Source organism: Microbacterium sp. NPDC089698, assembly GCF_044749045.1.
Lineage (GTDB): Bacteria > Actinomycetota > Actinomycetes > Actinomycetales > Microbacteriaceae > Microbacterium.
Window position 1 is genome coordinate 68,870 of record NZ_JBIVHE010000007.1, and the last position, 13,525, is coordinate 82,394.

The window sequence follows — 13,525 nt, forward strand, 5'->3', positions numbered from 1 at the left end:
GAGGTCGGCGGAGCAGAGGGATCAGAAGGTGATCCACTCGGTGCGGACCGTGACCTCCTCGAGCGCCTCGGCGGTCGGGGTCACGCCGATCCCGGGGCCCGTGGGCACCGTGAGAGTGCCGTTCTCGATCACGAACGGATCCGTGATGTCGCGGGTGTAGTAACGGTTCGAGCCGGACGTGTCGCCGGGGAGCGTGAAGCCGGGAAGCGCGGCGAGCGCCACGTTGGCCGCCCGCCCGATCCCCGTCTCGAGCATTCCGCCGCACCAGACGGGGATGTCGTTGGCGGCGCAGACGTCGTGGATCCGCCGCGCCTCGAGATAGCCGCCGACGCGGCCCGGCTTGATGTTCACGATCGAGCACGCGCCGAGGGCGATCGCATCGGCCGCCGCGCGGGCGGACACGATCGACTCGTCCAGGCAGATCGGCGTCCGCACGGCCTTCGCGAGCTGGGCGTGACCCAGCAGGTCCTCCTCGTCCAGCGGCTGCTCGATCAGCAGCAGATCGAACGGATCGAGGCGCGCGAGGTGCCCCGCGTCGCCGCGGTGGTACGCGGTGTTGGCGTCCACCTGCAGCAGCACGTCGTCGCCGAAGCGCTCGCGGACGGCGCGCACCGGCTCGACGTCCCAGCCGGGTTCGATCTTCAGCTTGATCCGGACATAGCCCTCGTCCAGATAGCCGCCCACGGCGTCGAGGAGCTCGGGGATCGAGTCCATGATCCCGACGGACACGCCGCAGTCGACCTGCGAGCGCACGGCGCCCAGCTCCCGCGAGAGCGGCACCCCTCTGGCGCGCAGCTCCGCGTCGAGGATGGCGAGCTCGACGGCCGCCTTGGACATCCGGTGGCCCTTGAACTTCGCCAGGGCGGGCGCGACCTTGGACGCGTCGAGGTCGGACACCTGGGCCAGGGCGGGCAGCAGGAAGCGGGTGATCACGTCGACGCTCGCCTCGACGTATTCGGAGGAGTACAGCGGATCGGCCATCGCGACGCCCTCGCCCCAGCCCTCGGCCTCGTCCGTCACGGCGCGGACCAGCAGGGCCTCGCGCGCGGTCGCGACGCCGAACGACGTGCGGAACGGAGACACCAGGGGCATCTCGATGACGCGGAGTTCGATCCCGCTGAGCTTCATTGCACTTCTCCTCTGTCGATGGTGTAGGCGCCGGAGCGGTCGAAGGAGAGCACGTGCGCCCCCTCGTCCATGAGGTCGCCGAGGGTCTTGCGCACGGCGAGGCGCCAGCGCGTGGCGAGCTCCGGATCCGTGCGGCGGAGGGATTCGATGTCCCGGGGGAGCGAGACGCGGACCAGGCGGGCGGACGTCTCGCGCACGACCGGGACCGTGTCGTCCTCGCGGTCGAGCAGGGCTTCGGCCGGACCGGCCGTCGCGTCGGGGGCCGCGCCGCGGCAGGCCGCCGACACCGCCGGATCGTGCAGATACCAGGTGACGAGCATCCGGTCGGTGTCGTCCGCGCCGTTCAGCGCGTCGCTCATCTGCCCGTAGAAGTTGCGGAGGTACCCGGTCGGGGTGGCGGCGAGCTTCACGAGGTTGAAGTAGGCGTTCCGGCTGATCAGCGGATCGAAGGTCCAGGAGATCTCGTCGAGCCCGTGCTCGAGCGCCCAGGAGCGCTGGTGCACCTTCAGCGCGAAGCCCACGTTCCGGCCGCGCATGCGCGCCGAGACCCCCGCGATGTGACTGTGCAGCGCGCGGCGCTCCGGGGCGGCGAAGAAGCCGAAGCACGCCCCCACGAGCTCGTCGCCCTCGTAGGCTCCGCCGACGTAGCTGCCGGCCTTCGAGAGCGCGCGCAGCGTCTCCACGTTGACCGGCGCGCGGTCGCCCTCCGCGGTCCAGATGCCGCGGAAGAGCGCGGTCACCTGCGCGAACTCCTCGACCCCGGAGAGGATCCGGATCTCGATCCCCGCCTCGGCCGCGGCCGCGTCGGCGGCATCCGCGGCGGCCGCGGTCTCCTGCATGGAGGTTCCCATGATGGTCATCTTCCGCCTCCTGACAGGACGTCCGCGATGAGTTCTCGCACGAGCGCGATCCGCTCGGGGATCATGCCGACGATGACGTGCTCGTCGTCGGCGTGCGCGCCGCCGCCGACCGCGCCGAGGCCGTCGAGGGTCGGCACGCCGATGCCGGCCGTGTGGTTGCCGTCCGAACCGCCGCCCACGGCGACGCCCTCGAGCGGCGCGAGACCCAGATCGGCGGCGATCGCGCGAGCGCGGGCGAACAGGCCGGCGGAGGCGCTCCGCTCCATGGGCGTGCTCCGCGGCCCGTCCTCGACGCGCACCCCGGCACCCGGAAGGGTCGCGCCGAGCGCATGCAGGGCCGTGTCGACGCGCTCCTGCTCCGCACGGGTGACGGCGCGCACGTCGACCGAGAACTCGGCCTCCGCAGGCACGGTGTTGCTCGCGGATCCGGCCCGCAGCAGGGTCGGCGTCACGGTCGTGCCGGCGTCGGGGTCGCCGAGCGCCGCGATCGCGAGGATGAGATGCGCGGCCTCGACCGACGCGTTCACGCCGCGTTCGGGTTCGAGACCCGCGTGCGCGGCCCGCCCCGTGACGTGCACGCGGTAGACCGAGACACCCTTCCGGGCGACTTTGACCGCACCGCCGTCGGCCGAGGCCTCCAGCACGAGAGCCGCCGCGCAGCCGCGCGCCTCGGCTTCGATGAGCGCGCGGGAGGAGGGCGATCCGAGCTCCTCGTCGCCCGTGATGAGGATGCTCACGCCCTCGCGGTCGTCGAGCGCCGCGACCGCATGCATCGCCATCACCACGCCCGTCTTCATGTCGAAGCAGCCCGGCCCGCGCAGGACGCCGTCCTCGACGCCGAAGGGGAGGCGCTCGAGGGATCCGCTCGGCCACACCGTGTCGTGGTGCCCGAGCAGCAGCACCCGGGGAGCGCCGAACCGCCAGCGCAGATGGGGCGTGCCGTCGACGACGATGCGCTCCGGAGCGGCGCCGAGCACGCGCTCGCCGAGTGCCGCGGTGACCTCGGCGCTGCGGAGGAGGGCGTCCCGGTCGCGCGAGGGCGACTCGCAGCGCACGAGCGTGCCGATGTCCGCGACGATCGCGTCCAGGGAGACCCCTGGCGCTTCCGCGATGCGGGCCTGCGCGGCCATCACGAGACCTTCGGCGCCGCGCGCACGCCGTAGTGCAGGTACTGCTCGCCGGTGGCGAGGCGGTAGAAGACCACGGCGTTCCACGCCTGCGTGCCCTCGGGGCGGACGACGAACTCGTTCTCCCGCACCGGGATCAGCGCGTGCTCGTCGACCGGATCCGGCAGCAGCTTCGCGAGCGGGCCCGTCATCGTGGTGCGCAGCCGCAGGCCGGCGTCCGAGTCGAACACCTCCGCCCGCACTCCCGCGCGGTCGTAGGTGCCGAACAGCTCCGAGAAGTCGGCGACGAAGGGATCCTCCGGAGGGGCGAGCTCCTCCGGGAGGTGCACGTCGGCGACCTCCGAGAAGATCTCCTCGAACAGCTCGAGGTAGAGGTCGTGCGCGCCCCCGCCGTTGGTCAGCAGGGTGACCGCGACGCCCTCATCGGGCAGCACGCGCAGGAACGCGGACTGGCCGATCGTGTTGCCGTCGTGGCCGTACAGCCGCCGCCCGTTCCAGTCGAACAGGATCCAGCCGACGCCCCAGGCATCCCCGAGCGTGTAGGGGTTGGGCATGTCGACCTCGCGCTGCTGCATGCGCGCCACGCTGCGCTCGGAGAGCACCCGCGTGCCGTCCGCGGCGAGGCCGCCGGTGAGGTGCATGCGCGCGAAGGCGAGCACATCGGCGGTCGTGGAGCAGACCAGCCCCGCCGGGCCCATCGCGCGGGGCAGCATCCACGCCGGGGCCAGCTTCCAGCCGTCGTCGAGGATCTCGGTGTGGCCCGCGGCCGCGCTGTGCAGCAGCACCTCCTCGGGCAGCGTCGCGGAGTGCTCGAGGCCGAGCGGCGTCATCACGAGGTCGCGCAGGGCCTGGTCCCAGGTGGTGCCGGTGACCTTCTCGATCACCCTCCCGGCCAGGACGAACCCGGAGTTGCAGTAGGACATGGTCGCCCCGATGGGATGGTTCTGCGCGACGCCGTCGAGGATGCCGACGTAGTTCTCGAGGGCGTCGTCCCCGCGGCCGGTGTCGGTGAAGACGTCGCCGTCGATGCCGCTCGTGTGGTTGAGCAGGTGCCGGAGCGTCACCGTCCGGGTGATCTCGTCCTCGGAGGAGCGGAACTCGGGGAGGTACTCCACGACCGGACGGTCGAGGTCCAGCACGCCGTCGTCCACGAGCCGCATGATCGCCGTCGTCGTCCAGACCTTGGTCATCGATCCGATCTGGAACAGGGAGTCATCGGTCGCGGCGACCCCGGTGCGCACGTTCAGGATGCCGTGGCGGGCGAACACCGGATCCTCGCCGAGCCGCAGGATGCCGAGCGTCGCGCCCGGCACCTTGTGCGCGGTCGCGAGCGCGCTCAGCCGCTGCTGCCAGTGCCGTGCGTCCAGCCGGGCGCGTCCGGGCCGGCCGGCGGCGGGCGCGTACTGCTCGACCCAGTCGATCACGCGCTGCGAGAAGTCGGCGCGGTGCGACGGCGGCCCCGACAGCGGGAACAGGTGGGATCCGCCGGGGTACAGCACGAGACGGGAGGGGACGTCGCGCTCGCGCAGCGCGGTGAACCACTGCTCCGCCTGGCCGACGGGGCAGCGATCGTCCTCCGCGCCGTGCAGGATCAGGGTCGGCGTGGTGACCCGGTCGACGTGCGTGAACGGGGACTGCGCCGAGATGAGGGCCTCGTCGCGCCAGGGAAGGCCGCCGTTCTCCTTCGCGGAGAGGTAGTGGCCCATGTCGGACGTGCCGCCCATCGAGAACAGGTCGGTCACGACGCCGCCCGCGACGGCGGCGGCGAAGCGGTCGTCGCGCGAGGTGAGATAGCAGGTCATGAACCCGCCGTAGCTGTATCCGGTGAGGGCGAGGCGGGCCGGATCCGCGACGCCCTCCGCGACGAGCGCGTCGATCGGCTCGAGGAAGTCGTTCGCGTCGCTCACGCCCCAGCCGCCGGCCACGGCGCGGAAGAACGCGTCGCCGTAGCCGTCGCTGCCGCGCGGGTTGAGGGTGAGGATCGCCCAGCCGCGGCTCGCGAGCACCTGGTGGTAGGGATGGACCAGGTCGGCCGCGCCGTTCCAGGCGTTGTGCGGTCCGCCGTGCACGTCGAGCAGCAGCGGGAGCGGGCCGGAGGCGTTCTGATCCCGGCGCAGCCACCCGGTGACGACGGTGCCGTCGGAGATCGTGAACCTCCGCTCCTCGGCGGGGACGAGATCGAACCCGCGCTCGGCCGCCGTGGTGAGCACCGTGGTCGTGCCTTCGACGAGGTCGACCAGGACGACCTCGCCGAAGGAGTCGGGGGTCGACCGCACGATCGCGGCGGCCGAGCCCGCGACGGAGAGGCCGGAGACGTTGGCCGTGCCGTCCACGAGCGCGCGGGCGGCCGAGCCGTCCTCCGCGATCCGCCAGAGGTGGGAGGATCCGTTCTCACGCAGGCAGAAGACGAGTGCGCCGTCGGCGGCGTGCTGCGGCATGCCGCCGGGGTATCCGGGACCGCCGGGCATGATGTTGCGGTCGAGCCCTGAGGTGAGATTCGTCGGGGCGCCGTCCGCGAGCGGGAAGAGCAGCAGATCGGCGTTGCCCACCTCGGTGTCGGTGCGGCCGGCGGCGAGCACGTGCCGTCCGTCCGCGCTCCAGCCGACGGCGCTCGCCTGCACCTCGGCGGCGCTCACCCGCACGGGGGCGCTGTTCGCATCGGTCGAGGAGGTGACGAAGACCTGGATGCGCAGGGTGAGATCGGCGTCGTCATCCGGCGCGGAGGAGTAGGCGAGGAGGGATCCGTCGGGCGACCAGAAGGGGTCGGAGGCGTGCGCGCGGCCGCGGGTCAGCACGGTGACGGCGCCGGTGGCGACCTCGACGACGTGCAGCTGCTGCACGAGCGTGCCGAGCCGGCCCGCGCCGTCGGCCTTGTACCCGAGGCGATCGGCGACCGTCGGGGCGGAACGGCGGGCGAGGATCGTCTCGGCGCCCTCTCCGGGCAGGGCTGCGCTGTCCACCGGCGCGGCGAACGCGATGCGCGTGCCGTCGGGGCTCCACTGCGGGGAGCCCGCCCCGAGCGGCAGGGCGGTGAGCGCGCGGGCCTCGCCGCCGGACGCGGGGAGCACCCAGAGCTGTGCGGGGCCCTGCGGGGCGCGCAGGAACGCGAGTGCGGATCCGTCCGGACTCCACACGGGCGTGGTGTCGGCGTCCCCGCGGGTGAGCCGCTCGGGCTCGCCTCCGCGGGTGGATACCTGCCAGAGCGATCGGAGGTCGCGGTCGGCGTCGCGGTCCGTCGTGCGCAGCGCGTACACGACGCGCGTGCCGTCGGGGGAGAGGGCGGGCTGCTCGGGGGAGGCGATGGCGAGGAGGTCGTCGACGGTCGCGGGGCGGTTCATGCGGACTCCAATCGGTGGTCGGTACTCACTGTGTCCGCACGGGGACGGCGGATGTTGTCGTGCCCGCCGAAAGGGCCACCCCCTCTTGGGCGCCGCGCACAGGCGCGGCCGAGTGGGCGTCGCCGAAGGCCGCGAAGTGGCAGGAGGCGCCGCGGACGCCCGTGGGCAGGACGGGGATGACGGTGCGGCAGACCGCACGATCCGGATGCGCGGCGGGCCCGATCGGGCACCGCGGGTGGAAGCGGCATCCGCTCGGCGGAGAGTGCGGGTCCGGCGGCTCGGCGTCGAGCGCCGCGGTGCCGCCCGTGCGCAGGAGGTCGCCGTTCCGGGTGGGCGCGGCGGCCAGCAGCTCGCGCGTGTACGGGTGCTGCGGGTCGGCGAGCACCTGCTCGGTCGGACCGAACTCGACGATGCGTCCCAGGTACATCACGGCGAGGTGATCGCTGAGATAGCGGACCACGGCGAGGTTGTGCGAGATGAACAGCATCGTGAGCGACAGCTCCCGCCGCAGCTCGCGGACGAGGTTGAGCACCGAGCCCTGCACGGAGACGTCGAGCGCCGAGGTGATCTCGTCGGCGATCACGACCTCGGGGTCGGCGGCGAGCGCGCGGGCCAGGGCGATGCGCTGACGCTGACCGCCGGAGAGCGCCGCGGGGAGGGATCCGGCGCGCTCGGGGTCGAGACTGACCATCTCGAGCAGCTCCGCGACCCTGGCGCGCCGGGCCGCACCTCCGCGCAGACTGCGGGGCAGCGCCTCGGCGATCGATTCGCCGATGCTCATCCGCGGGTCGAGGGAGGAGAAGGGATCCTGGAAGACCATCTGGATGGGCCGGCGCCGGCGGAACGAGCGCACGTCGGCGCCGTCCAGCGTGATCGCACCGCCGCTGATCGGTGCGAGGCCGATCGCGGCGCGGGCGAGCGTCGACTTCCCGGATCCGGATTCGCCGACGAGGCCCACGACCGAGCCCGACGGGACGACGAGGCTCACGTCGTCGACGGCGGTGAGGCCGGAGCGGTGGGTGCCGTAGCGCACGCTCACCTGATCGAAGCGCAGCTCGCTCATCGGACGACCTCCTCGGATTCGAGCTCGGGCACCGGCACGGCCGTGGTGATCGCGGGCACCGCCGCGACCGGCAGCGCGCCGTCGACCGGGTGCCAGCACGCGACCCTGTGGCCGTCTCCGGCGTCGATCAGCGCGGGATCCTGCTCCCGGCACAGGGCGGAGGCGAGCGGGCAGCGGTCCGCGAACGCGCAGCCGGCGGGGAACGCCCCCGGTGCCGGCGGACGACCGGGGATCATCCGCAGCGGTGCGTCGCGGTCGGTGTCGAGCTCTGGCACGACGTCGAGCAGCGCACGCGTGTAGGGGTGCCGGGCGCTGTCGTTCAGCCGGCTCGCGGGGAGATCCTCGACGATGCGTCCCGCATACATCACGAGCACGCGATCGCAGGTCTGCGCGACGACCGCGATGTCGTGGCTGATCAGCAGGATCGCGGCCTCGGTGTCGCGCCGCACGCCCGCGAGCAACTGCAGCACCTGGCGCTGCACGGTGACGTCGAGGGCCGTGGTGGGCTCGTCGGCGATGATGAGCCGCGGGTGGTTCATGAGGCCCATGGCGATCATCGCGCGCTGGCGCATGCCGCCGGAGAACTCGTGCGGGAACTGGCGCGCGCGGCGCTCGGCGGCCGGCACGCGCACGGCCCTGAGCCGCTCGATCGCCCGCTCCATCGCCGCCGTGCGGCGGAGGCCCTGATGCTCCGCGGCGGCCTCGGCGAGCTGCGAGCCGATCCGGCGGGTGGGGTTGAACGAGGTCATCGGATCCTGGAACACCATGGCGAGCGAGGTGCCGAGCAGGGGGCGCAGCGTCCGCTCGGGGGTGTCGAGCAGCGGCGTGCCGCAGAACTCGAGCCGGGCCGCGTCCACGTGGCCCGGTCGCTCGATGAGCTGTGCGGCGGCCAGCGCGGTCAGGCTCTTGCCGGATCCGGATTCGCCGACGACGCCGATCGCCTCGCCGCGGGAGATCGAGAAGCTCACACCGCGGACCGGGGTGACCCAGCCGTCCGCGGCGGGGAAGGACACGCGCAGATCGTCGACGAGGAGAACCATGTCATCGTTCACGACCTGCGCGTGCCCGGGGTCGCCCGTGGGGGCGGTCTGGGGGAGCCGGCGCGGGCGCCGTGCGTTGCGGCCGCCGAGGGCTGCGGCGGCGGTCTCGCCGAGGAGGTTGAAGGCGAGACCCGCGATCACCACCGCGGCGGCGGGACCGAGGGCGGCGGCCGGGTTCAGGTAGATGCGGTTGAGGCCCTCGCCGAGGAGCCGGCCCCAGTCGTACGCCGGCACCTGCACACCGAGTCCGAGGAACGACAGGCCGGCGAAGGCGAGGAGCGCCCCGCCCGCGCTGATCGTCGCGTTGACGATGAGCGGCTCGCCGATGTTGGGCAGGATGTGCCGGATCAGCACGCGGAAGCGCGAGACGCCGGCGACGCGCGCCGCGGCGATGAAGTCGCGCCCGGCGATCGCCGCGGACAGCGTCTGGGTGAGGCGGGCGAAGCCCGGGGCCATCGCGAAGCCGATCGCGAGGACCGATCCGACGGTGCCCACACCGAAGATCACCGCGAGGAACAGCGCCAGCAGCAGTCCGGGGAACGCCACGGCGATGTTGACGAACGTCGAGAGGATGCGACCCGCCCACCGGGGCAGCACGGCCGGCGCGGTTCCGAGCACGGTCCCCGTGACGACTCCGATCAGCACCGCGGCCATGGCGAGTCCGAGGGACAGGCGCGTGGCGACCATGACGCGGGCGAGCACGTCGCGTCCGAGGGCGTCGGTGCCGAGCAGGTGGGCCGCGCTCGGGGCGCGGTAGGCGGCGGTCGGGTCGATCTGCTCCGCCTGCGCGCCCCAGATCAGCGGACCCAGCAGGGCGACGAGCACGAGCAGGAGCACGAGGGTCAGTGAGACGGATCCGAGCGGGGTGCGGACGACCTTCTTGATCGTGGCTGCGGCGGACATCAGGCCTCCTTGATCGTGGAGCGCGGATCGAGGACGGCGAGGGCGATGTCGATCACCAGGTTCACGAGCAGCACGCCCATGCCGTAGACCAGCACGATCGCCTGCACCACGGGGTAGTCCTTGGTCAGGATCGACTGCACGATCATGGTGCCGAGCCCCGGCCAGGCGAAGACGTTCTCCGCGAGGACGGTGCCGGTGACCATGCCGGCCAGCAGCAGCCCGGTGAGGGTGAGGGTCGACGTCATCGCGTTGGGGAGCGCGTGGCGCGTGTAGACGCGACGGGGGAGCAGCCTCTTGGCGCGGGCGGTGCGGATGTAGTCCTGTCCCAGCACGCTCAGCACCTCGACGCGGATCAGACGGGAGAACACCGCGATCGGACCGATCGCGAGCGCGGTCACGGGAAGCACGAAGGAGAGCGGTCCGGAGGCGCCGGCGATCGGGAGCCATCCGAGGGAGACGGCGAAGACGTACACGAGCCCGACCGCGAGGAGGAACTCGGGGATCGCGGCGAGCACCACGGTCACGACCGCGAAGCTCAGCTCGAGTCCGCGCCGGCGGCCGCCGCGCGTCGCGACCGCCATCGTGACGCCGATCGGCACCGAGGCCAGCAGCACCACCAGCACGGCCAGCAGTGCGAGCTGCAGCGTCGCGGGGAGGCGGGTCGCGATGATGTCCGAGACGGGCTGGTTGGTGAGCATCGAGACGCCCATGTCGCCGGTGAAGAGGTTGCCGAGGTAGTGCAGGTACTGCACGATGAGCGGCTGGTCCAGTCCGAGCGCCGCCCGTCGCGCCTCGACCAGCGCGACGGGCGCGTTCAGGCCGAGCGCCGCGCGCACCGGATCCCCCGGCACGAGGTGGATCATCAGAAAAGCAGCCGTGACCAGCACCCAGACCGACAGGACGAAGAGACCTCCGCGACGGACCAGGAAGGACAGCCAGGGGCTGCCCGACCGTGCGGATCGGATGAGTATCGCCTGGGTGGCGGTGGTGCTGGTCACGGCTGGGTCCTCACAGGTGCGGAGAGATCGAGGCTGGTCCGGTGGGACCGAGGCTATTGACCGGGTGGCGGGGCCGGGTTGTCGCCCGCCACGAGATGGGCGGGCGAAGTTGTGCACGATGACAACGTCGCCCGCCCCTCGGTCGGCGGATCAGATCCGCGGGGCCGCGCGCAGACCCATGTGCAGGAACTCCGTGCCGTCCGCGGCCGTGAGGAACCGGCCCACCGCCCGCCCGTCGGGGTCGCGCAGCAGCAGATCCGCGCCGAGTGTCGCGCGCACCGTGGGCAGAGACGGCAGGCCCAGGTCGATGAGATCCTGGCGCAGCTCGGGCGTGATCACGATCTCGTCCTGCTCGCGCGTCACCACGTTCTGCCAGAGATTGACGTCGTAGCGCCCGAGGACATCGTCGGGAGACGGGTGCGGTTCCACATCGTCCGCCGGCGCAGGACGGATCCCGCGCAGGTTCTCGAGGCACCAGGACACCACCTGCGGGCCGAGTCCGCTCGCGCCGTTGGTCAGCACCGTCACGGCGAGGTCGTGGTCGGGCAGCAGCACCATCTCGCTGAGCTGCAGGTTGCTGATGTTCCCGCCGTGCCGCACGACGCGTGCGTCGCCGACGTGCGTGAGCAGCCAGGGCAGGCCGATTCCTTCCAGGGGCGGTCCCACCTCGATGTGCGCGCGCTGCATCGTCCGCCGCGTCTCGTCGCCGATCGGGGCCGACCCCTCGGCCTCGCCGCGCAGGTGGAACCGGGCGTAGCGCAGCTGGTCGCGCACCGAGGAGAGCAGACCGCCCTCGGGTGCCAGGTCGCGGGCGAGGCCCCAGACCGGCGCGGGGGTCGCGACGCCGTCGACCACGACATGGCCGGTCGCGACGGGCCGGGTGATCGCCTCCCAGGGGAAGTACACGCTGTCCGTCATGCCGAGAGGGGCGAGGACGGACTCGGTGATGAGCTCCTCGAACCCGCGACCGGCCACGACGGCGCAGAGGTGGCCGAGCAGGCGCAGGCCGCTGTTGCTGTACGACGCGATCGCCCCGGGCGGGAAGAGCTGGGGGAGCTCGCCGAAGCCGGCGATGCTCTTCCGCAGCGCATCCGGTCCCCAGTCCTCGGCGTCGTCGTCGATGTCGCCGAGGAAGCCGCCGGAGTGCGTGAGCAGGTGCCGCACCAGGAGCTGGTCGAGGGCCTCCGCGTCGGCCAGCCGGAGATCGGGCAGGAGCTCGGCCACGCGCGTGTCCAGCTCGAAGGCGCCCTGTTCGATGAGGCGCATCGCGGCCGTGGCGGTCACGGTCTTCGAGGTGGATCCGATCGCGAACAGGGTGTCCGCGGTCACGGGCGCCCCTGTCGCGGTGGAGGCGACCCCCGTCGTGAGCACGTGCTCCGTGCCGCGGTCGAGGATGCCGACCGCGACCCCGGGGACGTTCATCTCCCGGGCGCCGTCGTCGAGAAGTTCCTGAAGTGCGTCCAGCATGGTGCTGCCCCTCACTCGTACATGCGGATCGAGGTCGGGTCGATGCCGTCGCCCTCGGTGAAGGTGGCCTTGTTCGCGAACGTGTGCCGTGCGATGGTCGCGTAGAGCACCACGGACGACGTGGTCAGCAGCGACTTCTCGGCGGCGGCCCAGTCATCGCATCCCTCGGTGCCCGCCTTGGCGGACGCGGCCGCCACCGCGGCGACGTAGTCCGGGTCGTCGATCGAGGCGAAGTTGGAGCCGTTCGGAGGGGTCGGGCCGGAGACGAACGGCACGAGCGACGTGGGCAGTCCCACGGTGACTCCGGCGCCCGAGATGTCCCAGTCTCCGGTCGAGAGCAGCGTCTCGCTGATCGAGGGGCCGTCGAGGGACTTCACGGTCACGTCCACGCCGATCTTCTTCCACATCGACTGCAGGAGCTCGACGGCCGCCGTGCCGGTGTCGCCCAGGACCGAGGCGTAGACCATCTTGAGCGTGAGCGGCTTGCCGTCCTTGGCGCGCACGCCGTCGGATCCGAGCTTCCAGCCGGCTGCGTCGAGGGCAGCGCCGGCCGCCTTGGCGTCGAATCCGGGGATGTTGCCCTTGACGGTGTCGGCACGGCACGGGTTCGGGGCGACGGTCACGAACCCGGTCGGCACCTCACCCGCGAAGACCTGACGCGCCTGGTCCAGATCCACCGCCTGGGTGAGCGCCTTGCGCACGGCGGGATCCGCCGTGGCCCGGCCGCTCGCCTGGTTGTAGATCAACTGGCCGGCCGGGGCGAGGATGTGCGTGCTGAAGAGCTTGGCGTTCTGGAGGCGCTGCTGATCCGGTCCGACGACGCCGGCGGCGTTGACCTCGCCGGACATCACGAGATTGGCCGCGGTGGTCTCGTTGGGGATCACCCGGAAGACGGCCTTGTCCGGCAGTCCCTTCTGGTTCGGATCCCAGCCGCCGGCGACGAAGTCCTTGCGGCGGGTCAGCGTGTACTGGCTGTTCGGGGTGATCTCGGTCATCGTGAACATGCCCGTCGAGCCCTTGCCGGCGGCGAGGGCCTTGGGGTCCTTCAGCACGGTGCCGCACACGATCGAGATGTTGCCGATGTTCTGCAGGAGGAACGCGTCGGGGTGGCCGCTCGTGACCGTCACGGTGCGCGTGGCGTCGTCGCCGACGGCGGTCGTGCCGGGCTGCACCTCGAGGCCGACGAGAGGGGAGGCGGTGGCGGGATCCACGACGTGGCTGATGTTGGCGGCCACGTCGCTCGCCTTCAGCGGGGTGCCGTCTTCGCAGGTGAGCTTGTCGCGCAGCGTGAACGTCGCGGTCGTGGTGTCGGCGGTCCACTTCTCGGCGAGACCGGACGCGACGCCGCCGTCCTCCTTGATCGAGACGAGGCGGCCGTAGAGGAAGCGGTCGATCCCTCGGGCCACGGACATCGCCGTGATGAACGGGTCGAGCGATCCGGGGTCGGTCGCGATGGCCTGCGTGAACGTCTTTCCGTTCGCGAGCGCGGCGTCCTTGCCGGCTCCGGCAGCGCCGCCTCCGGCGCAGGACGTCAGCACGAGGGCGGTCGCGCCGAGGATCGCGATGAGCGGGGTGCGGTGTCGCATCAGAAGCCTCCAGCA

General features: G+C 72.2%; 9 protein-coding genes. All 9 read right to left on the minus strand.

What is annotated here, in order from left to right:
• Positions 1-21: 21 nt before the first annotated feature.
• Positions 22-1,128: an o-succinylbenzoate synthase gene (gene menC / locus ACIPY5_RS17230; RefSeq protein WP_400972850.1), complete on the minus strand. Its 1,107-nt coding sequence runs from the start codon at positions 1,126-1,128 to the stop codon at positions 22-24.
• Entirely contained in the window at positions 1,125-1,988 is an 864-nt protein-coding gene (locus ACIPY5_RS17235; RefSeq protein ID WP_400972852.1) for a GNAT family N-acetyltransferase, read from the minus strand. The genes menC and ACIPY5_RS17235 overlap by 4 nt, the downstream gene beginning before the upstream one ends.
• Positions 1,985-3,118, minus strand: a complete 1,134-nt coding sequence (locus tag ACIPY5_RS17240; protein ID WP_400972854.1) for a M20 family metallopeptidase — start codon at positions 3,116-3,118, stop codon at positions 1,985-1,987. Before ACIPY5_RS17240 ends, ACIPY5_RS17235 begins: the two co-directional genes overlap by 4 nt.
• Positions 3,118-6,453: a serine hydrolase gene (locus ACIPY5_RS17245; RefSeq protein WP_400972856.1), complete on the minus strand. Its 3,336-nt coding sequence runs from the start codon at positions 6,451-6,453 to the stop codon at positions 3,118-3,120. The genes ACIPY5_RS17240 and ACIPY5_RS17245 overlap by 1 nt, the downstream gene beginning before the upstream one ends.
• A 25-nt stretch (positions 6,454-6,478) precedes the next feature.
• Entirely contained in the window at positions 6,479-7,516 is a 1,038-nt protein-coding gene (locus ACIPY5_RS17250; protein ID WP_400972859.1) for an ABC transporter ATP-binding protein, read from the minus strand.
• The gene (locus ACIPY5_RS17255; RefSeq protein WP_400972862.1) at positions 7,513-9,459 is read right to left on the minus strand and encodes a dipeptide/oligopeptide/nickel ABC transporter permease/ATP-binding protein; all 1,947 of its coding nucleotides are present in this window, start codon (positions 9,457-9,459) and stop codon (positions 7,513-7,515) included. Before ACIPY5_RS17255 ends, ACIPY5_RS17250 begins: the two co-directional genes overlap by 4 nt.
• On the minus strand, positions 9,459-10,457 hold the full coding sequence (locus ACIPY5_RS17260) for an ABC transporter permease (protein ID WP_309356911.1): 999 nt from the start codon (positions 10,455-10,457) through the stop codon (positions 9,459-9,461). Before ACIPY5_RS17260 ends, ACIPY5_RS17255 begins: the two co-directional genes overlap by 1 nt.
• A 150-nt stretch (positions 10,458-10,607) precedes the next feature.
• Entirely contained in the window at positions 10,608-11,924 is a 1,317-nt protein-coding gene (locus ACIPY5_RS17265) for a serine hydrolase domain-containing protein (RefSeq protein WP_400972865.1), read from the minus strand.
• Positions 11,925-11,935: 11 nt separating this feature from the next.
• Positions 11,936-13,510, minus strand: a complete 1,575-nt coding sequence (locus ACIPY5_RS17270; RefSeq protein ID WP_309356913.1) for an ABC transporter substrate-binding protein — start codon at positions 13,508-13,510, stop codon at positions 11,936-11,938.
• Between the last annotated feature and the right edge of the window lie 15 nt (positions 13,511-13,525).